We start from the raw sequence: 25,472 nt of genomic DNA on the forward strand, positions 1-25,472 counted from the left end.
GGGCATTAGCGAGTTAATATCACAAATATAGTTAGAAAATTATAAAAAGCCTTCACGACCTTAAAACAGAGGCTGCAATAAGATACATAGAATCCCCCGTCAATAAGACTTAGTCTTAATATTAATTCTTTTTATTTCTTCAACTTGATTTCCAACTAGTTGTGATTCAATCAGTTCATCACCTGTTAATACAAATATCCTGTCATTAATGAAAAAAGGCCTTGAGTTACCGTACCAATCGACACAAGATACTTCGCAATTATCAGCCAATGATATTTGTTTAGCATGACTCTTAACCTCTCCAGCTTTTATTACTTCGTAACCCCCAGCTAATCCGAAGAAGATTATGTTTGCTGCTACGTTTTCTTCCCAATAAAAATCATTTAGTAGTGTATTACCAGTATTGTTAACTTTATTATATGCAGTAATTCCGGCAACACCAAAGTGGTTATCAAATTGAGCGAAGTTGAATGCATGACTGCGAGTATCGTGTTCTAAAAAGTCCTCAAATACCCCGCCCCCCTCCAAAAATGGCTTGTTTTCGATATTTATGATTGAAACATTAAAATTAAAGTCTGTATCTATGCCTGAAATAAATAACTTCCTGCCAACCGTTTCTATTCGATCTACACTGTGTCCTAATTCAATATTTAAATCTTCAGCAGTATTTAATGACTTAAAATACAAAGTAAATTGGGGTTTTACTGAAGCTTTTGACTTATAACCTCCATTTATATCCGCGTAATAACCTAGAACAAGCCAACTTTCTACAAAACGATTATTTATATAATTTGGTGAAAGATACCAAATTCTAGAAGGCATTATTCGGTCTTTGCTCGATGAGTCAAATTCATCTTTTGGTATTTGGAATAGTTGAGCTTTTTCTTTAGTTTCTGACCATGGATTATTCACAGACACAATATTTAGCACTCCTTCACTTTCATAAAAGGAAAACTGATCAACAGGTACTCCATCAACGTCAACAACCTTAAATTGTTGACTCAAATGTTCTAATTTGAACAGCTTAGAATCCCCGCTCATGTGCGAAGTAGCTGTAGATTCATAGTGAGTATTCCAATTTTCATCGAAGTTGAAATCGGTTACAAGTGATTTAGGTAATGCATACGTCCATAAATAAAACGCGGACTGAGAAACAAAGTATTCATAATTGTTGGAGCTAATCACTCCTTTCCCAGTGCATTCAAAATTTTCAGATAAAGGACTACATGTAATAATAGTGTGTAATATTGGATCGGTAACGATTTGATTGGGCTTGTAAATATCACTAGGTTTGACAATTTCCTCCCAGATTAAATTATCTGCGTTGCTAGAATTTAGCCTTGCAAATTTGGGAATATTAACGCCAAGATCGTTTAATTCACCTGAACGATTTGCAATCAGCTCGACTGGTAAATAAGTAAGATACTTTCCTTTGAATAATCGAGATGCGTAGTTGTCACTACTAAAGTAATCATTAGACTTAATTGCGATCCCATCTTTGTAGCTTATGACGCCATTGTCATTAATTTTGAATCTTAGTATTTGCGATGCGTCAAGTGAATAGCTATACCCAAGAACCAATACTATATCTTCAACAACTAACAATTCGTCATACCAAACGTCCTTACCCCAGCCCGGTTGAATAACATCAATTTCATATGGTAGATTAAATTCACCTGCGCCATATTCAGAAAGCCTAACTGAGTATATTTTCCCTTGTCGTAAGATCAGTAAGTAATCACCTGATACTTTAACTATGTCTCCTTCATCGATTCCATTAACCTGATTGTTTGTAATACTAGAGAAAGTAGAGTCGACCCTACTTCCTGTTACCTGTATCCTCTCATCGCCATACAATTCTTTAAAATGTTCTCTCTCTTTGGTATTGCGATAATTGATAAGCGCTGAAACATTCGAAACATAATCTATAAGTTCATCCTTAGATTTAAATTCTTCAACTCGATTTGAGGACAACTGTTTCAGGTTTGGCTTTTCTACTATTGAGCATGCACTAACTAAAGTAATAAGCACAATCAAGGTGAGACGATAAATCAAATCGGTAGCTTTGGGTTTGATGCTTAACATTACTTCCATGTCCTTCTATTCGCAATAAACGATTGTAAACAATACTCTTATATAATTATGAAGTGCTAATTAGATTTTTAAATAGTGGTGATATTAAGGTCTATTCACTCTTCTACATTTAATTAACTACAAAAAATTTAAGTTAATTTTTCTTCGTTTGACTCTATAAGCACTTATGTTGAAGAAGAGTTTAAAATGTTTAGAACATTAAAAACTCCACCTACCAAACCTATACGAATCCCAAAGAAACGGTTTTTTGTATTACTCATTTAAGTACGATAAAGCACTTTAATGACATGCCAACCAAATTTTGTTTTAACTAAATGCGGTTCAAGAATTTCACCATTAAACGCTATTTTGTCAAATTGAGGTACCATTTGACCGCGTTTAAACTCACCTAAATCACCACCTTTTTTACCAGACGGGCAAGTAGAGTGTTTTTTTGCGAGGACTTGAAACTTAGCGCCTTTTTTAAGCTGTTTGATAATGTCTTCGGCAAGCTCTTTATGCTTAACCAAAATATGAAGTGCATGGGCGGTGCTGGCCATAATGTATCTCTACTAAACTAAACTGCGCTGATTTTATCATTTATTATAAATAATGTCGTTGATCCTCACGATGAGGTAAACGACAGTAGTTAAATTTGCCAAATAAGGTATAACGATTAAACGCCACACGGTCATACCCCCAATCGCGCAATCGTTTAGGTATTAAACACAGGATTTTCACTGCGCGCCATGGCCAGCCTAATTGACTCAACACACGAATGACGGCATCACTTTGTGTGTAACAATGTTCGTTATCAACATACACCATGCTTTTCACGTTATCGGTTGGGTAATCAAAATAATTAAGCACAGCTTGGCCTTTTTGTGACTGGACACTGCACAGTTTAAAACGCACTTTTTTGTCGCGTTTGATAATAAAATTACACCACGCATCACATAACTTACACTGACCATCATATAAAATGACGTGTTTATTTTGAATCAGCTGTTGAACATTCATCGCTTAAATAGCCACACTTTCATCATATTGATTGGTAGCAAACATGCACTAAATTAACACAATAAGCAACGTTTGCTATTGGCACCATTGCCCCTGTTTCTGCGCAATTAACAACAAATGTGCCGCACTCCATGAAAAGTTTGGTGCGCCTTGCTGCTCGCCTGTAAGTGGGTTGTAATTTTCGCGAATGGGTGCGGTTGATAAAATGCCATCAGCGTTGGCTAATAATTTTTCACTTAACTGTTGAGCTTGAGTGCAATATCCATAATGGCTCATTCCAATTAAGCCAAAGTAAAGTTGATCCAGCCACACTCGACCTCGCCAATAGATATCAGCGCCAAAGGCTGGGTTGCTCAATGCTGCGCTCCCAAGTGGCACACGCGTATTGAACTCGTTTTCGTCCAGCATAACCTGTATCACTTTATCCGCTTGCTCAACACGTGCAACTTGGTTAAACAAAGGTGACCAGCCTTCAGGGCCTTTGCCTCGCTTAACCAGTGGCTTGCCTGCACAGCCGTTACTCATCGGTGTATCTTCTATTTTAATGTCATAGTAAAACCCTGTTTTATCATCAAACATACAGGTATTAATATAGTCTCTGAGCTGCGTGGCTTGTTTTAAAAAGTAACTTGCCTGATGCGGATAATTAAGCTGTTTAGCTATTTTTCCTAAGTAGCGGTTATCTGCGGCCATGTAAGATGCTTGATCCACTGACTCCTGTAATAATGAGTACCCAACCAAAGCTCCGTTCGCGTTAGTATTTTGGGCAAAGCCGACTTGCCAATCACTGGCTCTTCCACCTTGTTCAATATAATTAGTAAGTTGCTGGGGACTAATGAAGCCAAAAACCCCCGCATCATCTCGACCTGATTCCCAAGAGGCTGCTGTTTGCGCAGGCACCTTGATTTTTACCATTTCATTTTTGGCTCGCACAGCTTCATACTGTTTTAGACCATATTGAGTGTGCCACTTTGCCTCTTCTTTCACTGCAAATATTAATTGGTCCTGCGCGTTGTTATGCGCTTTGTCTACCGTCGCGCCATATTCAGGCACGCCATTTTTGTTATGATCGCGATTACTTAGCCACCAATTACGGTATGCAACTAGTTTTGGGAACATTTGTGCTAACCACTCACTGTCATTGGTGTGTTTGAACACTTGCCAAACAGCCCAAGCAGCCAAACTAGGTTTAGTGTTTCTCTCATTCCAATTGGTACCATCGCCACCGCGCTCAGGGCTTAAGTTGTAAGCAACTAAATCAGGAACGAACCCTTTATCCCATGGCCGTATTGAGTCATCACCATGTATTTGGTGTTCAAATACGGTATTAAGGTTCTGTTTTGCTAGCTGAGGATTAAAGGTCGCTAACGCAAATGCTTGTTTATAGCTATCCCATGGCCAAGTTTGATTGCCAGAAAACCAGCGCCCTGTAACAGCGGGGCTCACCGTGTCATAACTAAGAGCACCAGCGGCACTTCGCCAATTAGCCATTAAAGTTTCTACGCTTTTTACTGCTAACTTTAGGTACTGTGTTTGATCTGGTGCAATAGCCTCTGTCGCATGGTAAATATAACCTTGCCAACGTAATTTGCTGCGCGTCATATAATAATCAGGCCGCTTTAAAATGTCAGCAATAACAGGTTTTTCAGACTTTTCTTCCTGCTCATTAAGAAGGTATGAGTAAGTGGTAAAAAAAGTTTTACTTTTAGTGATATATGCACGGCTTGAATAGCTCGCATCATCATGGGTGGTTTTTACAGGCAGTGTTTTGTGCAGCTGCAACTGTGAACTGCCGGAGGTGAGTAGATGGCCAAAATCACGCACTTTACCAAAACTTAGGATGAGGCTGTTAGCTGAAATATTCCATCTAGGCAAGAAGTTAGGGTGTACTTTAAAGGGCGAACGTGGGTCAGTCGCTTTGCCATTTTTTGCAGTGAGGTGGTTAACAAGTTCACCTTCAAAATACAATGTGAGTGGTTGCTGTGTCGTTATTTGAGTTTTAACCAACGACGTACGATTACTTGCAAAGCGAAGCGTCAGGGTGATTGTTACCCCTTCCCCTTTGAGCACTTGTACAAGGGCGCCCGGCAGACTGTATGCCTGCATTGTAAACTCAATTTTATTTGCGCTATTAATTTTATCGCCTCTATAAACACTCAGCTTTTCAAAGTAAGGTGCAATAAAATTAAGGTATTCTTCTGTCACAAGCGCAGGGCCACTAAATCCACCCGCATGATCTTCATCTGGTAGCAAATGGCCATGCCAAGCCCCTAAATCAAACAGCGGACTAAACCGTTGGTGGCCGCCTTGCTCAAAATCTTGCATGTAATAAGGTGTACCAGTTCTATTGATGAGGTTTTTATAACTCGGCTCACTGTTTGCATTTGTTTTTATACTCACCAATACCATAGCCAGCACAAGTATCGTTACATAGCTTACCTTCACTATTTTAGTCCTTTTTATAACGCGCTAAAAAATAAAAACCTAACCCCGTTGCTAACGCAATTAAACCAAAGAGTAGCCACATTAGTCCGGGGCTATGTAATGTTTTGACCAAGTAGCCATAGCTCCACCCTGACAAAAATCCTGCGAATAAAAACCCCAACGCCATTGATACAAAATAGTACCCCATAAACATTGCTGCACTGCCTTTAGGCGCTATGCTCGCAACATACTCTTGGCTTTTAGGTGAGGTGAGCATTTCACCAAAGGCAATGAGTAAAATTACCGTCACCATAACAATCCCACCTAATTGTGTTAATAATAGCCCCGAACTCATTAACAGCAATAATAAAAAAGCCCCTGCAGTCACAATTAGGCCACTTATTAATACCGAGATCACTTTAAAATGCTGGCATTTTACGCTGACAACTATCTGTAATAATACAATGGCAGCAAAGTCTAAATTAATTAAATACTCAGGATTTATTTGGCGATAAACAAGCCATTGTTCACTCAGCTGTTTACTTTGTTCTAGAGTAAAGCCACCCGCATTAGCCTGATTGATAAATAGCGCAATTTCAGAAACAGGCACATTGACCTTTAAGTGAACCAACTCCAATCGAATGGCCTCTAAATCAATATTTGTACTTAATGTGGTTGCGTAGTTTGCTGCAAGGTCGTGTAATTTTTGACTGAGCGCTTGGCTATCTACGTACGCAAAAAAATCAACCGCTGATTGACCAAAATAGCTTAAAAAGGCCACTAAATCCTGTGTATCAGTATAATCGCGAATAAACAAAGGTAAGGTATAAAACAATTGGTTATATACTGTCCAAAACCCGGTCAACACTGCCAAATAAAGTGCGAAGTTGCGGTTACTCACATGCACCCGTTGAAAATACCATTTTGTAGTATTTTGCTTACACACCAGTTTGTCCCACAGGCCATTTAAAATCAGCCAAACCGCAATAAAGGAAAACGCCTGCGGATAACTTAACCAACTCACACCTGCGGTCATTAAAATAATTACACTCATAAATAGCAAAAGTGCAAAACGGCTATTTCCTAATACTTGTTGAGCTTGTTGTAAAACATGCCCAAGCCCTTTGTTATTTTGCGGGTCTTTCACTGTATCGCGATAAAAAATAAGTGGTATAAAATTAATTAAAATCCACGCTGACGACATTATAAATACCGCATCCCAGCTAATAGCGCGTAAATACCCTGCGACAAGCGGGCCAATAAATCCGCCTAAATTAACCATGGTATAAAAAATACCAAAGCCTAACCCGCAGTTAGTGTCGTTGGTGCTTTGGCTTATTGTGCCGACTACCACAGGTTTAAAACATGCCGCGCCAAAGGCCACCAACATTAAGATCATAAAAAACGAATTAAAGTCAGTTACTTGACCTAAAAAATAATAACTGGGTGCCATTAAAATAAATGAGCAAAAAAACATCCTTTTATAACCATACCTATCTGCAAGCGCCCCTGTTACAACAGGCAAAATATATAAAAAGAACGGAATAATCCCCTGAATTGCACCGCGCTGGGCATCATTAAAGCCAACACCACCTTGTGCTACTGGGGTTGTCATGTATACCGACGACACAGCAAAAAAGCCATACCATGCTAAACGTTCAAATATCTCCATCGTATTAGCGATGTAAAACGCTAGCCCAAACCCACGCCACCCGGTTTTGTTTGTCGCTATTTGTGAATGCTGTGCTGATGATTTTAATTGTTGATTGTTATTCATAGTTTACTTTTCAAATTAAACGCAGTATTTTATATTGCATACAATATACAAATAAAACAACCGCAATATGAAAAATTTATTACTCACACTCGTGGCCATGGCACTTATAGCCTGTCAGCCAACCCCCAATAATCACTCTATTAATAGCCAGTCCAGTACTCATGATGCTAAGGCAATTATGACAAACTTAAATGTTGATCTCAGTGTGCAAGGTTACACCAGCACATTAAAATCAATGGATGTTAAGTTTTTAGGCAAAACAATTCCCTACACATACAGTGATGGCAAAATTGGCAACAGCCGAGGTTATGACTGGTGGGTCAGTAAACACTTCGCATTAAAAAGTGATTTACCAAAAGAGAAAGTGATTTTGTATCTTGAGCTATTAGAAATGGCCTACCCGCATTATGTGACTCTTTTGGGAATGGCGCCACCCAACATTGAGCGCCAACGCATTGCTGTGGTGTATGGCAGCTCACGTGCCAGAGTGCGAGAAGCGATGCTCGATGATGGCTTTTTACGCGGCGTGCACAAACATGCAGGCGGCGAAACCATGTTTTATAATCGTGCGGGATATAACTTTCCAAGTCACCGTGAACACCACCAACGCTATATTGTAATTCACGAAACCATGCATGCTTTTCACATGGCACTGAACGGCCACTCAACATGGGCGCCTAATTGGATCACTGAAGGGTTAGCTGACTCTGTTGCCCATCATGTTTACGACCCTGAGCAAAAACAACTCACTGTTATGGTGTTTGACCGTGCCCCAATGAACTACATTGAAACAGGCCTTAAGCAATACTACAGTGCAAACGAGCCTACAATTGAACAAATAAATGACGACCCAGCTTTAAAACGCGGCCTTAACTTTTTTATTATACATTATCTTTTAAGTTCACCTGAGCGTGCTCAATACTTTGGCTACTTCGTTGAACAACTTCGCTTAGCTAACCCACACAGTGAAGCAACTCTTTCTACCGCCAACACCTTACTCAAAAAAACCTTTAAAGACTGGCAAAAAATCGAGCAAGGGTTCGCTGATTTTGTGCAGTCAATCCAGCCTAGCTTCCACATTGTTAATGGTCCGTGGGAACAAAATGGCAATGCATACTGGCTACGAAACACAGATGCAACAGAACTATCACGACTAGACATCAACCCTGCAATGCAAGCCACGCACCCTGTTATGGACTTTCCTGCGCCTATTAAAAACAAATTAATCAAAGTAGATGATAAGCAGCATGTTTCGGTCCTGCTTAATTTTGAGCCGGCTCAATTAAACAGAGGCGAAATAGGCTTTGCTTTACAAGGTCAGCGCAGTGAACAAAACCAACAATTTCGTGCCTCGTTTATTGGTAAAGAAGAAGCAAATAACGACCAGTTACTTAAATTTATTGTTAAAGATGCCCAGCGCTTAATGATCATTGCTAACCACGTTAAAGGTCTTAAACCACAAGGTATTGCACTTTCACCTGCAATAAAAGCCGCACTTGCACAAAATCATACTTTAGGGCTCAACCTTTCTTTAACTGATACCCATATAGACATGACATTAAACGCAGAGCTGAACAATAATGTAATTGAACAGCATTTTACCCTGCCACTTAATAGCACACAGTTAGAAAAGCTTGATGCACAAAAAATAAGCCTGTTAAGTAAAAACAACAACCACACAGTAACGCCCTATTTATACACTCATCAAGCGGGCAACACACAACTAACTGCTAATGCGTCACTGACAAACCCATGGTTATTCAAAGGCTATGACTTACTCGAACGTGTTTTTAAAACCTGCCAACAACACAGTACACAACTAACTCGGTGTGATGAAGAATTAAGTCAATTGATGGCTAAAATACCCAAGGCTGATTTACATACTGAAGTGCAAAATTCCCTTATCAAGGTTGCCAAAGATTATCAAAACACACTCAATCACGATGGGTTCAATACGCTATCAGGTGTACGTAGTACGATTGAATACCACCATGCAAAACCCTTTTTAAACGTGGAAAACCCCAGCGAATTTGATGTGCAACTCTCTGCAAAAGTTGAGCTTAAATCACGCTCTGGTCGTGTAACTGACATTGCTATGTTAGAGCAAACTCTGGCTCCCGGCGTTCACACCATTGCGCTGCCGCATGATGAAGACGCACACACAGTAACCGTCAACCAAACGCTGTACTGGCAATCGCTTGTGGCAAAAGCAACATTGCAGAATACGGTGAAACCGTTTAACGGGGTTGAATTGAGTGTATCTTATCAAATGAACGAGAACGGAAATTGGCAATTTACAACGGGACTAACAGGGCCTTATTCAGGAAAAACGGCTGGTAAAATTACGTTGCATACCAATGCGTTTAATCAACTCAGTGCAAACAACACACAACAACACGAGGTGGTCATTGCACCTTATGAGCAAAAAAACTATGAGTTTGAAGTTACCCCAACGAATCAACCACAACTTATCACTATAACGGCGCTTTTAGATGTCGATGGTGAAGCAATTCGTTTAATAGAAACGGTCAATTTAGCTAAATAATCCCCATTAAAACGCCCTTTACTATGAAAATAGTAAAGGGCGTTCACTTTTTAAAATACGTCTGTTTAGATTCTTTTTTACTCAGATAGATAATCCCCAGCTCATCTGAATGCGTATCACTGCTTAAATGCCCAAAAGTAATAACAAAATTACCGCTAAATGCCTTTTTTGATTTATTGATTTTGGTTATTTTTACGGATATGATAATGGCTATCATTTACAGTTACATTTTGGATCTCTTTCATGAATGCATTATTTAAATCAGCAACAACCTTAGGTGTTAGTCTTCTTTTAGTGTCAACCTTTGTTACACAACCTGCTTACGCCAATGGTCCAATCGGTGAACATGTAAATCACCTGCAAGCCAATATTAAAGATTACTCAGAAGAAGTTGAGTGGATGGTTGCTAAAGTAGATACATTAGTAAGCAACTATGAGACTAAAGGTGCAAAAGCAGTAAACAGCGATGATTTAATTGAATACTGGGAATCAGTTAAATTTCATAGTGCAATTGAAACCAATTACGTACCTGTTTACGCATCAATTTGGCAGAGCCTGTATGGCATCAAAATGGCGATTGATAACAACAAGCCTGCAAGCGACGTACGCAAACAACAAACTGCATTAAATGCTGCTCTTTGGCAAGGCCTTGGTGCCGTTAAATTAGCGGCAAAGTTTCAACAAAAAGGCGTACTAGATGCCGTTAAAACTACCGCAACAGAAAACATGACACAAAGCGCCACAGTTGACGAAATCAAACATAAACTTGACCGTGTTGTCGCAAAATATGCAGAGCGTTTAAGCGATGAAGCAACTAGCATTGTTCACGATACCTACTTACACCTTTTTGAAGGGATTGAAGGCACATTAATTGAACAAGATGCAAACCTAGTAGAAGTGCTTGAAAAAGACTTTAACGTCACACTACCAAAAGCCATTTCAGACAATAAAACAGTGGACCAAGTACGTGATGTAATCACAGATATGCAGACCAAACTTGATCGTGCAAAAGCACTGATAGAGAAAGCTGAAAAAACACGTAAGGATGTTTTTTAGTGGAGCGTAGAACCTTTATACAAGGCCTTGCTGCGATGGGGGCAATGGGAGCACTCCCGTTGTCACTCTCTCAAGCATTTGCCGCCACTGTAGCAAACCCGGTTTCAGTCGAGGATTTACCCAAGCTTAAAGGAGCACTTACGCTTTATTTAGGCCGTGGTGAAGGCGGGTTATATGAAGATGTGCTCAAAGCAATCGAAAAGAGAAATCCCGATCTTAAACTCGCAATACGTCGCGGCCCAACTGCCGCGTTAGCGAATACTATTGTTGCCGAAGCAAAAGCGGGCATTAGACGCGCCGATTTATTTTGGGCTGTTGACTCTGGTGCTATTGGTTTAGTCTCTGATGCAGGACTTGCACAACCTATGCCAAGCGATTTAGCGGCACAATTACAACCGCAGTTTCGCTACAAAGATTGGGCACCCGTAACGGGAAGAGTGCGTACCCTGCCTTTTAATACAGCAAGGCTTACGAAAGAACAAATTCCTACAAGTATTATGGATATTGCAGACAGCGATTTAAGCATAGGCTGGGCACCCGCTTATTCTTCATTCCAATCATTCGTTACTGCAATGCGTTTACTTGAAGGTGATGATAAAACCGTTAAGTGGCTTAAAAAAACCAAACAGCGTGCCAAAACCTATGCGGGTGAGTTAGGTGTAGTAATGGCTGTTGAGCGTGGTGAAGTGGATATTGGTTTTGCCAATCATTATTACACATTACGATTAAAATCAGGAAAACCTAATGCAAAACTTGATTTAGCCTTCACCGAGCAAGATGCAGGCTGTTTAGTCAATGCTTCAGGTATTTTGGCTTTAAACCCAGATCCACTGGCAACCAACTTTATGCGTTACTTATTAAGCACCCAAGTGCAAAGTTATTTAGCACAAGAAGCCTATGAAATACCTTTGGTTAACGGCGTAGCGCAACCAGAAGGACTGCCTTCTTTAGCAGCTATTTCACCACCAAAAATTGATTTAACTCAGCTAGCTGATTTACGACCAACCATAGATTTGATGCGAAATAGCGGCGTACTTTAATGCGATTACCAGCCTCCTACCCGATGGCGCTGCTTGCAGCGCTTATCACACTGACACCTGTTTTTATTTTAATTACGCTGGCCTCTGATGCCAGTTCTTTTTTTGATAGCCATCATTTAACCATACTTGGTAATACCTTATCTTTAATGCTATTAACAGTACTTGGCTCTATTTTAATTGGCGTACCGCTGGCCTTTATAAGTGCCTATGTTGTGCTGCCTTTTAAAAAGTTTTGGCTTGTTTTTTTTGCTGCCCCGTTAGCCATTCCAAGTTACATTGGCGCATTTACCTTGTATGCCGCATTTGGCACAGGGGGTGAAATACATAACCTCTTTGGTATTGAATTGCCTGCAATGGATGGTTTGAGCGGCGCTGCGATTGTCATGACGTTATACACGTTTCCTTTTGTGATGATGACGACGCGTTCAGCCTTACTTAGCCTTGATGCGAGCATGGTTAATGCGGCTCGTACGTTAGGCATGTCGATGACGCAAAGTGTGTTTAAGGTCATTTTACCGCGGGTAGTAAACGGTATTGCCGCCGGTTCATTGCTTGTTGCCTTATATACACTCTCTGATTTTGGTACCCCCGCGATGATGCGACTTGATACATTTACGCGCGTCATTTATGTAGAATATAATGCCTTTGATCTAAGCCGTGCTGCCATGTTGTCTTTACAGTTAATGGTCATTGTCGGCTTTTTACTACTGATCGAATCGCAAATAAAAACAGCCAGTGAGCGCCATGGTCGCCCCTTAATTTTATTTCCTAAAAAATGGCAATTAGCCGCGATGTTTGCCACTTTTGCACCCGTACTTTTACTCGCAATAGGCCTGCCTTTGGCAATTTTTGCCCTTTGGCTTGCGCGAGATGGCTTAAGCAGTTTTGATTTTAGTATTGCATGGCACTCAGCGTACGCCTCTGCGATTGCTGCTGTGGTTGCGGTTATCGTCGCCATTCCAGTTGCTCATGCCGCATTAACTGGAAAAGCAGGCCGAGTGATGGAACGCGTAACTTATTTTGGTTTTGGTATTCCAGGTATCGTGATGGGCACCGCGCTGGTCTATGGGGGCTTGCAATTGCCATTTTTATACCAAACGTTGGGGCTATTAATTATTGCCTACATGCTGCGTTTTTTACCTCTGGCGGTGGGTTCGGTAAGAACCAGTACTGAACACCTCGACCCTAGTTTAGTAAACTCAGCTAGAGTGCTTGGCGCGAGCCCTCGTGAAGCCTTTACGCGTATAACATTACCTCTAACAATGCGTGGAATTGTGGCGGGTGCGGCACTGGTGTTTTTAGAATCAATGCGCGAATTAGAGGCCACGCTTTTACTTGGTCCTACAGGGTTTGAAACCCTCTCAACTTATTTGTGGCGAGTCTATGAAGCGGGCTATTTTGGCCGCGCCGCTATTCCTGGCTTATTGCTTGTGGTGATTTCTGCCTGTGGTTTAGCTATCATGATGTCTGGCGAAAAACGTCAGCAACTCGATCATTGAGGATATAAATAATAATGTTATCTGTAAGTCAGTTGTCTATAGATTACGGCAGTAACCGTGTTGTGAGCGACCTTAACTTGTCGCTCGAAAAAAGTGAAATCCTCATGCTTGTTGGCCCGACAGGGTGTGGTAAAAGTACAATATTACAAGCGCTCGCTGGGCTTATTCCAATTAGTGAAGGCAACATTAAAATGGGTAAGTGGCATGCAACGCCTAAACACACTGTTCCACCAGAAAAGCGCAGTGTGGGCATGGTGTTTCAAGACTTTGCTTTGTTCCCTCATTTAACGGTTAAGCAAAACATTTGCTTTCGGTTAAAAGACACTGCCATTGCCGATCACTGGATCAAATTGCTTGGCCTTGAGGCATTTGTTGATAAAAAACCGGCAACGCTTTCTGGTGGTCAAAAACAACGTGTGGCACTTGCACGAACACTTGCCCACCAGCCTGACTTTGTACTATTAGATGAACCTTTATCAAATCTTGATGCTGCCCTTAAAGATATGTTGCGCTGGGATATTCGTAATGCCTTAAAAGAAGCGGGCGTACCGGCCATTTGGGTGACTCACGATCAAGAAGAAGCACTATCTATTGGTGATCGTGTCGGTATTTTACAAGCGGGTCAAGTGCAGCAAATTGATACGCCTGAACGCTGCTTTAGTCTGCCTAAAACACGGTTTGTCGCGCGCTTTTTAGGTGAAGCCAGCTTTATATCAGGGCAGTTTGCCAATAACCAAGCAACCACTGCGATAGGCAATGTACCAGCACATGCCATTGATACAGAAGAAGGTGATGTAGACGTTTTATTACGACCAGATGATGTGGTTTTAGTACAAAGTGACGTAGGCAGTAATGGCACTGTAGTGTGGGTTCGTTTTGAAGGCACCAGCCGACTATGCGCCATCGAACTGGCGTGTAAAACCATTGTCACCAGTCGCGTTAGCCATGAGCTTATTGTGAGACCGGGCGATAATGTACATGTATCGCTAAGCACCTCTCACCCATTAGCGGTATATAAACGCTGAGCTATTAAAATAAAAAAGCCCATTTTCATGGGCTTTGCGTAGGAGTTTTACTTTTATAATTAAGTGTTATTAACGACAGCCTTGGCTGTTAAAATCAACGACCAAGCTTGCGCCATTGCTACTGCCTGATACTTTTAAGTACCCCCAGTATTCGCTTTGATTGGTGATATATATACATTCACCATTACCGCTATTGCTTGAGATATCAACTTCATTACTACCATTTGGCCAGCCACTTGCTGCATAGCTCAAGCTGATATCGCCAGATCCATTTGCTGTTGTAATTGCAACACCACTTTGGCTTTGGACATCGGCAATGCTAAACCACATCGGATCGCTGTTTCCCAAACAAATCACCTCGCCATCATTTAATCGGCCATTACTGCGGCTACCTTGCGTTGCACACACATCGGGTACATTTGAGGTTGCTTGCGTAAATGATGCTGTGAGTTCTACATTGTCAAACGCGTTGTAACCTCGCAGCATGACTTGATAAGTACCCACTTGCGCTGGATTAATTACACACTGCTCTTCGTTTCCACCAATATAAGGGCGACAATCAAACTGAGATTCTGTCGGCGTTGCTTCGTAACTTACATATAAATCCGCATCACCCGATCCCCCTGTTAGCGTGAAGGCTAAATCACTGGCGCCTTGCGGCACTGCAAAGGTGTAATATTGCAGCTCATCTTGTGCACCACTAACACGAATTGTTTGATTATTCTGTAAAACACCATCCCCAACACTACTATCTTGCTCGATAGTGGCTGTTGTTGTTGTTGTTTGACTTGCACCTTGATTGTCGGTCACTGTTAAGCTTACGCTGTACTGCCCAGCACTAACATATGCATGTGATGGATTTGCTTGGTTAGAGCTGCTGCCATCACCGAAGTCCCACAGGTAATCTGTGATTGTGCCATTACTATCACTGCTGCCATTACTAGTAAAACTTACTTCACTATTTTGAGTGCCTAAGTAAGGCCCGTTAATTTGCGCAACTGGCGGTGGATTTGTCGTTGTACCCGCAACTAAATCATCACACCATTGCACAAATTCATTTTCGTAACTGTTCGCCCATTGCACTGTTTTAGCTTTATATGCGCTCCAATCACCAACTCGAGTATGTGCCAGCATAGCGTTAATTTCATCATTATGGCGCTCAAACATAAAGCGCACAGCTAAGTAGCCCCAGCGATAAATTCGGTCTTGATCAAAACCATCATACGTAGTGGCAAAAATTTGTGTCAAGGTAAACCGTGAGCCATCGCTAATGGTTGCTTTTGCAGCATCATTATTATCTAAATTAGCCACATACTCTGCAACACCTTCAGACCACCAAACAATATCTTCTGTCGGCGAGTTAAAGTTGCCGTATAAGTCAAAACGTCCATCTAGGTAATGCACATATTCGTGCTCTAAGTTCCATACATAGTGTTCCGCATTAGCGTAACTGGCTTCATAAGCAATAAAGTTGGCCTGATTGCCTACAACAGATGGGTCGCCTTCTAAATACATGCCGCCATTATTGGTGTTAATACCAAAAATAACACCTGCGTACTTACCATAGTCATCACTACTGTCAAAAATATTAACTTGTAAAAAGCTGTTATTATCATCGGCCACAGGGGTATTATTTGTTGCCAGTTTTGTGTGAAACAACCCTTCTTCAGCGCCCATCGCATCACATGCAGCACTCTGTTGCACGGCGGTCATATTTTGTGATCGAACTTTTATTGTGCTACTACAACTATAGCTTTGTGATAATACTTGAGTGACCAAGTCATCAACAAAACCACAAATGCCATAATCGTTACAATCAGCGTAATAACTCACTGAATCAGCAGCAGCAAGCCATACAGCATCGCCAAAGCCATAACTATTATAAGTACTAAAAATTGCGTTTAAACCAGAATCAACAGCGTTCTGAATTGGGGTGTTTGAATATTGTTTTAAGCGAGCCAGCTCACTTGCAGCATTAACTATTAGATATTGCGCGTCAGAACCTATCATCCATTGTTTTTGAGTAAATGCACTTAATTTAGCGACTAAATCCGTGTCTGTGCCGACAGCTGTTACAAATGCATCATTCCATTGGCCACGATAGAGTAAAGTAAAAATACCGTTAACGGCACTGCGCATATTCCACTTAGCAGCGTAACTTTCATTAAAGCGTGTAAGCCACTGCTTTACAACACCTAAGTAGCGATGTTGCTGCTCTGAGCTATCCATAGTAATGATCACTTCGCTAAGAGTCTTAGCATGACCGTCGTTGTCATCATAAAAATGAATGTTTGCAACAAATGCGTCTATTGCCTCTACCACCGCAGTCATTACCCACGATTCAAAACTCACGCTATCATTATAAAATTCGCTGTAAAAACCTGTCCGCAAATATAAAAACAGTGCTTCAATATCAACATCACCGCCACCCGCATAAGTCTGTGACAACGACTTTACATGGTTCGCAACAGCGACCATTTTGTTTGAAGTAAACACTTGGCTTTGTATCGAATCAGAAGCACTAAATAACTCATTAATACATTGTGTACCTTGGTTTTTAACTTCACTAATAATAGTAGCTGTATTGGCACTTGCTAGTGCATCCAAGTCACAACTAACCACAGCAGCTTGCATCGTCATCATGCGTGAGCTGACTAGCTGAGGCTGAGTGTGTACTTTTGCAATGGGCGCTTTTTCATTATGGTTTTGCTCAACGCCGTGATGATGTACTCGCTCAATTACAGCTGACTGGGGTTTAAATGTTCGCTCCCCCATCTGCTCAGCCAATGTCATTGAGCTCATGCCCAACAGAGGTAACGCCAGAATCAGAGTCTTAATTTTCATACTGTACCTTTAATAATTGTGTGTTCTCAATTTAGAACGGGTTATTGAGGAACACTTTGTAACATTTAATTATCATTGTATACAATATATTTTATATAACATTAACGAATATCACTATATTAGTTTTAATAAAATTATTTTTTATACTTTTTTTATATTACTTAAAATGCGCATTTTAGACATTATTTAATGAAACCGAATACCTGAGTACAAAAAGTATGCTTTGACCATGGCGTTATTCAACTGTGAGTATCTATGCGGTGCCACAAATAAAACGTGGCCTAAGTAGCTTTTTAGATTAGCGTCAGAAGTAACTCTACTTTTATAGAATTAGCGCTTTGATTAAGCGATAAATATGGTAATTTACAGGCTCAAATAACAGTTATTTCTTGAGTTAAGTATATGAGCACGAAAAACCACTGGACACTTAAAAGTATTGCTAAAGAACTCGGTGTTTCAAACGCCACAGTGTCGAATGCGTTTAATCGTCCAGATCAGCTATCAAAAAGTCGTAGGGAGTCAATCCTAGCGGCATGTAAGGAACTGGGGTATTTCGGTCCTAATAAAGCGGCTCAATCACTGCGCCGCGGTAAATTTAATATCGTCGCAATGGTGTTGCCAGATAGTGTTGAATATATGGTGTCTGATCCGGTAGCAAGCAGCTTTATGCGAGGTGTTGCCTCTGTACTTGAAAAAAACGGCAGTAACTTATTATTATTCTCTGGTAACAACGATAACTTAAACAGTGTTGTTGATTTTGTTGATGGCTTTATTTGCTATGGTCGACCACGAAATCCACTTTTGGTCGAACAACTCAAAACGGTGCCTAAACACGTTGTTACTGTAGACTTTGATATAGACCGTGACGCCTCGGTTAATATTGACAACGAACAAGCAAGCTACGAAGTAGCCATCCACGCACTGCAAAATAAAACTGATAATGTGGCTATTTTAGGCCTTCGCTTATTAGATGAAAACGTACTTTGCCGCGTGTATGAACATCACGAATGTGAAGCGGGACAATCTATTGCGCATCAACGCTTGCGAGGTTACCAAAAAGCCCTCAATGAGCTTACAATTTCAATTGCCCAAGATCGAATTTGGAATATACCAGAAAGTAGTGAGCGTTTTGCATCAATCGCTGCAAAAGAAGCTCTATCAATTTCACCACGGCCCGAAGTATTACTGTGCATGAGTGATTTAATCGCACTAGCTGCAATGCGAGAAGCATTCACTATCGGCCTAAAAATTCCGCAAGATATTCGCATTGTTGGCTTTGATGGCATTGATGAAGCTAAACGTTTTGTTCCAACGCTCACCACAATCCATCAAAATAGTGAGGAAAAAGGCGCGTTGGCAGCCCAGCTATTCATCACTAAAGAGAAGAAAAAAGCGCTTATTAACTACCAACTCCAATTAGGTGAAAGTGGCTAATAAGCGCAAAATTAATACATTCGAGCCAGTTGATCTTTTCAGGTTAAATTTGCAGCAGTCGGTTTGGTATTTCGGCAACTCAGCGCCCAAGTGGCGTGATTATTTGTTTAAATAGTCGATAACTCATTTAACCTAGGCGGTCAACTATTTGTAAACCGCCACTAGGTCAACACATTTTACCCAGAGAAATCAGCCGTTTTTAAGAAAGTCACTCAGCTGCGTTACTGTTTTATCATTTAGTGTGTATTCAATTATCTCGACATGCCTTTGAGTAAAGTTAACACTTAATTCGATTGCCTCATCATCGAGTTGCCATTTTAAATTGCATGTTCCCACTGCGCCATGAACGCTAAATTCACCCGCAAATGCAGGGTGTGTATTACGTATTGCAATTAATTTTAACAGCCCCTTCACAACAGGTTTTTCAAGTGATTGAGTTATTACCTCTGCATTTAAATATGGGCGGTTAATATCGCGACCAACATTAGAGCTTGCCAGTAATGCCATATCGTTTTCAGAGGCAAACAAACCACCATAGTAAACTTGTGGCACACCTGGTGCAAAAAATTGAATAGCTCTAGCAACGAGGTAATCGAAATCACTGGCGCCTAGGGCGTTATAATACGTGCAATTAACTTGGTACAAGTCTACATTGCTCGCTGCTGCCCCTGTAGCCTGACGGCTTTGATTGTCACTGTTTGTATGAATTGTCTCAACCAAGTTATCTATCTGATTTGCATCTAAAAGCCCTGCTTTATCACCCATAGGACCCGCATCAATAATGCCGATACCATCGTGAGTATCCAGAACGGTTAAACAATTTCTAGGTGAAATATTTAACCACTTAACCAAAGCATCACTATCGTTGGTAAATAAGCTGTGTAAAATTAGTGGCGGTAACGCAAAGTCATACACCATGTTGACCCGCTTCGCGACTTCAACCTGCGTTTGATAGTGACTGTGTATCTCTGCAATGGTTTCCATACCTAAATCATTGGCTTGGGCAGAAAGCTTATCTAGGTAGTCAAAGGTTTGATCAAGCATAAAGCAGTTAGTCCCTGCTTCTTTTATGGCGTAACCAGCCGCATCAAGACGAATAATGTTGACGTTATTTTCTGCAAACTTAGTCAACACGTTGTTTAAATATTCAACACCCGCATCAGATTTAACATTAATATCAATTTGATTGTCAGTGAAGGTGGTCCAAAAATCATATGTTTTACCATTACCACAGGTTATTGGCGTAAAGCAGCTGCCTGGGCGCGGGCGGTAAATAGCCTCTTGCTCTGCATTGCTCATGCCCATTGGAAAAACATCGTCCTTTGTTAAAAATAAATCCCAATAAGTGGACTCTTCTCCCAATTTTAACACATCACTGAATTGAAACGATTGCGCAGAAACATGGTTCACGATGAGATCGGCCATTAAATCATACTCTTTACCAAGCGCGTTTATGTCTTGCCAAGTACCAATGCGTTCATCAACGGCGCTGTGGTCAATAGGATCAAAGCCAGCATCACTGCCATCAATTGGGTTGTAAAAAGGGAGTAAATGCACGCCCCCAAACACATTTTTAAGTGGGCCATTAATAAGCTTTGTTAACTCATTTATACCTTCACCAGTGATACGGTCTGCATATGTAATCAGTTGAACGTTATTCTTCATCATGTGTAAATACCAAGTTGATTCTTAATCGATTAAGATATATCTTTAACTACGAAACCAATTTTTACAAGAAGTTTTTACAACTTTGATACATAAGGCGGCGTGATTAAACTACTATTTATTAATTAATCTATTGAGTTAATTAATAAAATGCTTAGTCACCTGGCGAGGATATAAAGATGAACAACACACACACTCTCGTTAGCAATACTTCATTGCAACACATACGCTGGTTAACATATATGATGTTTTTTATGTTTGCTATGACCTCAGACGCCGTTGGCATGATCATTCCTGAACTTATTAAAGAATTTGATTTAACCATGACTCAAGCCAGTGCATTTCATTATGCTCCTATGGCTTTAATAGCGCTAAGCGGTTTATTCCTTGGCTTTTTAGCAGACAGTTTTGGTCGAAAACAAACAATTATGTTAGGACTGCTTATCTTCTCTGTAAGCTGCTTTTTATTTGCAGTAAGCAGTAGCTTCATTATTTTTGTTTTACTGTTATGCCTAATAGGGTTAGCAATCGGCTTATTTAAAACAGGTGCACTAGCACTACTGGGTGATATTTCGCAAAGTAACAACGAACACACTAAAACCATGAATAAAGTTGAAGGCTTCTTTGGTATTGGCGCAATTGTTGGCCCGGCTATCGTCAGCTTTTTATTAACTCAGCAAGTCAGTTGGACTTACCTTTACATCATCGCTGGTATTATGTGCTTAGTACTTGCCGTTCTTGCCTGGCGAGCAGACTATCCGCCCGTTGTTAAAACCACCTCACAAACAACGTCTTTTGCGACCACCATGAAAATGGTTAAAAACCCATATGCATTAGGGTTCTCATTGGCGATCGCGTTATATGTTGCTACCGAAGTGGCGATATATGTCTGGATGCCAACACTATTGGCAGACTACAGCGGGTCGTGGACATTACTGGCGACCTATGCGCTTACTATTTTCTTTATACTACGCGCAGCCGGGCGCTTTCTTGCAGTGTGGTTACTGAATCGCTTTAGCTGGCAAAGCGTTATGGTTTGGCTAAGCTTTGGTATTGCCTTGTGTTATGTCGGTACACTTATTGGTGGGGTTAATACAGCAGTAGTATTACTGCCATTGTCAGGGTTATTCATGTCAATGGTCTACCCGACACTTAACTCTAAAGGTATTTCATGCTTTGCAGTGCAACAACACGGTGCAGTTGCGGGCGTAATACTATTTTTTACTGCCCTCTCTGCAGCTTTAGCGCCCCTGTTTATGGGTATGATCAGTGATATGTTTGGCCATGTGAGATACGGTTTTATACTTGCCACAGGCTTTGCAGTGTTACTCTTTTTAGCTATGGTTTATAACTATTTTAAAGACCCTTCAAGCGCAGCTTTACAACAAACGGCTGCGTAACATGATTAATTTTGTGCAAAAAAAATTCTTTAAAAACAATGCACGTGCAAAAAACATACAATTTAATATAAAAAAAAGTTGCTTAATGTAAAAAGTTTGTTATTTTTACTTAATCGATTAAGTAAAATGACAAACCTACTGATAGGTAATCAACGAGGCATACTATGACAACACTTAACACATCACTCTATTTACTCAGCTCGCTTGCATTAGCAGTAAGCCAAGGTATTTACGCCGAAGAAGCACAGCAAACTGAACAAGCTAAAAAAGGCCTTGAAACCATTGTCGTAACCGGTGTACCAAGACGCACAAGTATCATGGCATCGAGTGTATCGGTGAGTAGCGTTTCATTAAATGAGATTCAAGTAGCAACGCCACGCTCAACAGCAGAAGCATTTAGAATAATTCCGGGTGTTCGCTCTGAATCTACAGGCGGTGAAGGCAATGCAAATATCGCGGTACGTGGCTTACCAGTTGCCTCAGGTGGTGCAAAATTCCTTCAACTACAAGAAGATGGCCTTCCTATCATGCAATTTGGCGATGTTGCGTTCGGCAATGCCGATATTTTTATGCGTTTAGACAGCACAGTGCAAACTGTTGAATCTATCCGTGGTGGTTCAGCCTCTACTGCAGCCAGTGATGCACCAGGTGGAATTATTAACATTATTTCAAAAACGGGCGAAGAAGAATCAGGCTCTGTCGCGACTACAATTGGACTTGATTATGACTCTTTAAGAACTGATTTTGAATATGGTACTTACTTAAACGACAGTGTGCGCTTTCATGTTGGTGGTTTTATTCGCCAAGGCGAAGGCCCTCGTGAAACAGGCTACACAGCTAACAAAGGTGGTCAAATAAAAGCGAATATTACTAAAGAGTTCGATGCTGGTTATGTACGTCTTTACTACAAACACTTAGACGACCAAAGCGTTGGTTATTTACCCATGCCAATGTACGCTGATGGCAGCTCCATTAAAGGGTTTGATGCACAAACTGACACACCACATTCAGCACAATTTTTATCAACAACTCGCTTAGATGGTAATAACCAAATTAGCCGCGGCGATATGCGCAACGGTATGAACCCACAAGTAGATGCTGTTGGCTTTGAAGCCGTGTTTGATTTAAATAACGATTGGCGTATTGAAAACCGCTTCAGAAAATCATCAGTCAGCGGTAACTTTACTTCTTTGATCCCAGCTGAAGTTGGTAATGCAGGTGATATTGCCGCAAGTATTGCAGGCAGTGGCGCAACATTAAACTACGCAACGGGAGGCTCAAAAGGGCAAGCCTTTACCGATGACCTTGCGATGCGTATTCATACCTTTGATGTCACCATGAATGACTTTGGCTCAATCGTTAATGACTTAAAGCTAACCAAAGAACTCAGCGACGATACCAGCGTAACTCTTGGTTATTACGCATCAAGCCAAACCATTAGCATGTCATGGCTATGGAACTCATATTTAATGGAGTTAAAAGGCGATAATGCGGCGCTACTTGATGTATTCGCACAAAATGGCGATAGCTATTCTGACAGCGGATTATATGCCTACGGTACACCTTTTTGGGGTAATTGTTGCCAACGTAACTACGATACTGATTACGAAACCCGCGCACCTTATGTTGCATTTTCAACCAAGCTTGGTGATGTGAGCATTGATGCCAGCGCACGTTATGACAGTGGTGAAGCACGCGGTACGTATGCGGGCGCTGTCACATCAACCGTTGATATGAATCGAGATGGCGCGATTTCAATTCCAGAGCAAAATGTTGCCGGTATTGATATCAGCAATCCAAGTATAGTTGATTACGACTGGAGCTACACCTCTTACTCTGTCGGTGCTAATTATCAGATAGACCCAAGCCTTGCTGCATTTGCACGTATTAGCCAAGGTGGCCGCGCCAATGCTGACCGCTTACTATTTGGTAAAGTCCAGCCTGATGGGTCTGTTGCCGATGAAGATGCGGTAGATGAAGTAAATCAATACGAGTTTGGTGTTAAAAAGCGTTTTGATTCATTGTCAGTATTCGCGACCGCATTTTACGCTGAAACAGAAGAGCAGAACTTCGAGGCTACGTCACAAAAATTCTTTGACCGTGAGTATGAAGCAAAAGGGATTGAGCTTGAATCAACTTACTTCCTGGATTCATGGGATTTTCGCGGTAACTTTACCTGGACAGATGCTGAAATCGCTAAAGATGCGCTAACACCTGAAGTTGTTGGCAATACCCCACGCCGCCAAGCTGACTTTATTTATTCATTGATGGCACGTTACAACTTTAACAAAGGCTCTGCTGGCCTGAGCTTTATTGGTACCACAGATGCCTATGCTCAAGATAATAATGATCTTAAGTTTGATGGCTATACTCAGGTAAATGGCTTTGTAAGCTACGATTTATCTGAAAACCTCAATCTTGCTTTTAACGTTAATAACCTATTCGATACTGTGGGTATTACTGAAGCAGAAGAAGGCAGCGTGCCAGATAATAATATTATCCGTGCCCGTGCCATCAATGGTCGTACAACGTCATTAACGTTAAAGTACTTGTTTAACTAAACGAATACTCTCTCTCCCTTGTTGAGTGCCCAGCTATTTGCTGGGCTTTTTAAGGTTTTAACACATGAAAAAACTATTGAGCTTTGGCGAACTACTCATCGATATGCTGCCGGTTGATAATGATAATAGTGCTTATGCACCTATCCCAGGCGGAGCACCTGCAAATGTGGCTGTTGGGTATCAAAAATTAGGTGGTGACGCTTATTTTTGTGGTGGCATGGGCAATGATCATTTTGCGAGCCAATTGCGACGCTCACTCGAACATTATCAAGTCAGTACCGAGTATTTATTTACCATCGAAGAGGCACAAACAGCCCTTGTTATCGTCAGCCTTGATGAGGTAGGTGAACGCAGTTTTAATTTTTATCGTCATAACACTGCAGATTTGTTAGTCACTAAAGCCCATATAGATAGAATAAACTGGTCAGCGTTAAGTACATTTCATTTTTGTTCTAACACATTGACTCACGATAGTATTAACACGACAACATTAAGCGCATTACAGGCCGCTAACACTCACAATATATTAGTAAGTTTTGATGTTAATTTGCGTTATAGTTTATGGTCAGACACCGCTGATATAGCAGATCGTGTGTTTGCTTGTTATCGCTATTGTGATGTTGTTAAATTGTCTTATGATGAATTAACGTTTTTAGCCAAGCAGGCGTCTATTTCGCCGTTAGAATATACCCAGTCACTGTTAGATGAAGGTGTTACCTTGGTCTTTTTAACTGACGGTGCTAACCCTGCTAAAGTCTACCACCAAACATTCGTTATCGAACAAGCAGCGCCCTTCATTAAGCCTGTTGATACCACCTGTGCAGGTGATGCCTTTATTGCAGGCGTGTTATATCACTTAAACCATACCCATACAGAACTTGAATTAACTGAAAAGTTAAACAGCAGTCATTATGTGAAAGAGGCGCTTAACTTTGGCCTTAAATGTGGCTCAAAAGCCTGTTTAGTTAAAGGCGCTTTTCCTGCACTGCCTGATAGAGTGTCAATTCTAGACTGAGATTGTTGTATAAAAGGCCTGTTAAGGCCTTTTATACAATGCCCCTGCTTATACATTCAAAATACAAATCACACTAATCTAAACAATCAATTTT

Annotated in this window: 16 protein-coding genes; 9 read left to right on the top strand and 7 right to left on the bottom strand. The window is 40.9% G+C overall.

Translation table 11 applies throughout. The features are described 5' to 3' along the window. Positions 1 to 99: 99 nt before the first annotated feature. The 5 genes from ACHUE3_RS00210 to ACHUE3_RS00230 all read right to left on the bottom strand — a co-directional run bounded on the left by ACHUE3_RS00210 (position 100) and on the right by ACHUE3_RS00230 (position 7,294). A complete protein-coding gene (locus ACHUE3_RS00210) occupies positions 100 to 2,094 on the bottom strand; it encodes a beta-propeller domain-containing protein (protein ID WP_394189013.1) in 1,995 nt (664 codons plus the stop codon). Positions 2,095 to 2,354: 260 nt separating this feature from the next. After that, complete coding sequence (gene ppiC / locus ACHUE3_RS00215; RefSeq protein WP_058561577.1) at positions 2,355 to 2,633, bottom strand: peptidylprolyl isomerase PpiC; 279 nt, start codon at positions 2,631 to 2,633, stop codon at positions 2,355 to 2,357. Between the two features lie 43 nt (positions 2,634 to 2,676). Then, complete coding sequence (locus ACHUE3_RS00220; RefSeq protein WP_394189015.1) at positions 2,677 to 3,093, bottom strand: thiol-disulfide oxidoreductase DCC family protein; 417 nt, start codon at positions 3,091 to 3,093, stop codon at positions 2,677 to 2,679. Between the two features lie 75 nt (positions 3,094 to 3,168). Then, positions 3,169 to 5,538: an alpha-glucosidase gene (gene ygjK, locus ACHUE3_RS00225; protein ID WP_394189017.1), complete on the bottom strand. Its 2,370-nt coding sequence runs from the start codon at positions 5,536 to 5,538 to the stop codon at positions 3,169 to 3,171. Positions 5,539 to 5,542: 4 nt separating this feature from the next. Then, positions 5,543 to 7,294: an MFS transporter gene (locus ACHUE3_RS00230; RefSeq protein ID WP_394189019.1), complete on the bottom strand. Its 1,752-nt coding sequence runs from the start codon at positions 7,292 to 7,294 to the stop codon at positions 5,543 to 5,545. A 67-nt stretch (positions 7,295 to 7,361) separates the two neighbouring features. Here ACHUE3_RS00230 and ACHUE3_RS00235 point away from each other — a divergent pair, with 67 nt between their 5' ends. The 5 genes from ACHUE3_RS00235 to ACHUE3_RS00255 all read left to right on the top strand — a co-directional run bounded on the left by ACHUE3_RS00235 (position 7,362) and on the right by ACHUE3_RS00255 (position 14,459). Beyond that, positions 7,362 to 9,839: a hypothetical protein gene (locus ACHUE3_RS00235; protein WP_394189021.1), complete on the top strand. Its 2,478-nt coding sequence runs from the start codon at positions 7,362 to 7,364 to the stop codon at positions 9,837 to 9,839. 243 nt (positions 9,840 to 10,082) lie between these two features. After that, complete coding sequence (locus ACHUE3_RS00240) at positions 10,083 to 10,895, top strand: hypothetical protein (protein ID WP_394189023.1); 813 nt, start codon at positions 10,083 to 10,085, stop codon at positions 10,893 to 10,895. Beyond that, positions 10,895 to 11,935: an extracellular solute-binding protein gene (locus ACHUE3_RS00245; RefSeq protein WP_394189025.1), complete on the top strand. Its 1,041-nt coding sequence runs from the start codon at positions 10,895 to 10,897 to the stop codon at positions 11,933 to 11,935. Before ACHUE3_RS00240 ends, ACHUE3_RS00245 begins: the two co-directional genes overlap by 1 nt. Further along, on the top strand, positions 11,935 to 13,434 hold the full coding sequence (locus tag ACHUE3_RS00250; protein WP_394189027.1) for an ABC transporter permease: 1,500 nt from the start codon (positions 11,935 to 11,937) through the stop codon (positions 13,432 to 13,434). The genes ACHUE3_RS00245 and ACHUE3_RS00250 overlap by 1 nt, the downstream gene beginning before the upstream one ends. A gap of 14 nt (positions 13,435 to 13,448) precedes the next feature. After that, complete coding sequence (locus ACHUE3_RS00255) at positions 13,449 to 14,459, top strand: ABC transporter ATP-binding protein (RefSeq protein ID WP_394189029.1); 1,011 nt, start codon at positions 13,449 to 13,451, stop codon at positions 14,457 to 14,459. Positions 14,460 to 14,528: 69 nt separating this feature from the next. On the opposite strand, the gene ACHUE3_RS00260 is transcribed toward ACHUE3_RS00255, so the two are convergent. Further along, positions 14,529 to 17,303 carry a collagenase gene (locus ACHUE3_RS00260; protein WP_394189031.1) on the bottom strand — a complete coding sequence of 925 codons (2,775 nt, stop codon included), beginning with the start codon at positions 17,301 to 17,303 and terminating at the stop codon, positions 14,529 to 14,531. 402 nt (positions 17,304 to 17,705) lie between these two features. Here ACHUE3_RS00260 and ACHUE3_RS00265 point away from each other — a divergent pair, with 402 nt between their 5' ends. Continuing rightward, positions 17,706 to 18,737 carry a LacI family DNA-binding transcriptional regulator gene (locus ACHUE3_RS00265; protein ID WP_394189033.1) on the top strand — a complete coding sequence of 344 codons (1,032 nt, stop codon included), beginning with the start codon at positions 17,706 to 17,708 and terminating at the stop codon, positions 18,735 to 18,737. Positions 18,738 to 18,926: 189 nt separating this feature from the next. Here the strand turns inward: ACHUE3_RS00265 and gtfA are convergent, their stop codons facing one another. Further along, positions 18,927 to 20,405 (bottom strand): sucrose phosphorylase, encoded by a 1,479-nt coding sequence (gtfA, locus tag ACHUE3_RS00270; RefSeq protein WP_394189035.1) that lies wholly within the window; start codon positions 20,403 to 20,405, stop codon positions 18,927 to 18,929. A gap of 176 nt (positions 20,406 to 20,581) precedes the next feature. Here gtfA and ACHUE3_RS00275 point away from each other — a divergent pair, with 176 nt between their 5' ends. The 3 genes from ACHUE3_RS00275 to ACHUE3_RS00285 all read left to right on the top strand — a co-directional run bounded on the left by ACHUE3_RS00275 (position 20,582) and on the right by ACHUE3_RS00285 (position 25,378). Then, on the top strand, positions 20,582 to 21,802 hold the full coding sequence (locus ACHUE3_RS00275; RefSeq protein WP_394189037.1) for an MFS transporter: 1,221 nt from the start codon (positions 20,582 to 20,584) through the stop codon (positions 21,800 to 21,802). Between the two features lie 164 nt (positions 21,803 to 21,966). After that, positions 21,967 to 24,363, top strand: a complete 2,397-nt coding sequence (locus ACHUE3_RS00280) for a TonB-dependent siderophore receptor (protein WP_394189039.1) — start codon at positions 21,967 to 21,969, stop codon at positions 24,361 to 24,363. Positions 24,364 to 24,427: 64 nt separating this feature from the next. Then, positions 24,428 to 25,378 (top strand): carbohydrate kinase family protein, encoded by a 951-nt coding sequence (locus ACHUE3_RS00285; protein ID WP_394189041.1) that lies wholly within the window; start codon positions 24,428 to 24,430, stop codon positions 25,376 to 25,378. Positions 25,379 to 25,472: the final 94 nt, after the last annotated feature.

The organism is Pseudoalteromonas atlantica (assembly GCF_043641955.1).
GTDB lineage: Bacteria > Pseudomonadota > Gammaproteobacteria > Enterobacterales > Alteromonadaceae > Pseudoalteromonas > Pseudoalteromonas atlantica_A.

Coding starts and splice junctions, on each gene's coding strand:
- ACHUE3_RS00265 (WP_394189033.1), top strand. CDS start 17,706: ATGAGCACGAAAAACCACTGGACACTTAAAAGTATTGCTAAAGAACTC.
- ACHUE3_RS00230 (WP_394189019.1), bottom strand. CDS start 7,294: ATGAATAACAATCAACAATTAAAATCATCAGCACAGCATTCACAAATA.
- ACHUE3_RS00285 (WP_394189041.1), top strand. CDS start 24,428: ATGAAAAAACTATTGAGCTTTGGCGAACTACTCATCGATATGCTGCCG.
- ACHUE3_RS00255 (WP_394189029.1), top strand. CDS start 13,449: ATGTTATCTGTAAGTCAGTTGTCTATAGATTACGGCAGTAACCGTGTT.
- gtfA (WP_394189035.1), bottom strand. CDS start 20,405: ATGATGAAGAATAACGTTCAACTGATTACATATGCAGACCGTATCACT.
- ACHUE3_RS00210 (WP_394189013.1), bottom strand. CDS start 2,094: ATGGAAGTAATGTTAAGCATCAAACCCAAAGCTACCGATTTGATTTAT.
- ACHUE3_RS00235 (WP_394189021.1), top strand. CDS start 7,362: ATGAAAAATTTATTACTCACACTCGTGGCCATGGCACTTATAGCCTGT.
- ACHUE3_RS00280 (WP_394189039.1), top strand. CDS start 21,967: ATGACAACACTTAACACATCACTCTATTTACTCAGCTCGCTTGCATTA.
- ACHUE3_RS00250 (WP_394189027.1), top strand. CDS start 11,935: ATGCGATTACCAGCCTCCTACCCGATGGCGCTGCTTGCAGCGCTTATC.
- ACHUE3_RS00240 (WP_394189023.1), top strand. CDS start 10,083: ATGAATGCATTATTTAAATCAGCAACAACCTTAGGTGTTAGTCTTCTT.
- ACHUE3_RS00275 (WP_394189037.1), top strand. CDS start 20,582: ATGAACAACACACACACTCTCGTTAGCAATACTTCATTGCAACACATA.
- ppiC (WP_058561577.1), bottom strand. CDS start 2,633: ATGGCCAGCACCGCCCATGCACTTCATATTTTGGTTAAGCATAAAGAG.
- ACHUE3_RS00220 (WP_394189015.1), bottom strand. CDS start 3,093: ATGAATGTTCAACAGCTGATTCAAAATAAACACGTCATTTTATATGAT.
- ACHUE3_RS00260 (WP_394189031.1), bottom strand. CDS start 17,303: ATGAAAATTAAGACTCTGATTCTGGCGTTACCTCTGTTGGGCATGAGC.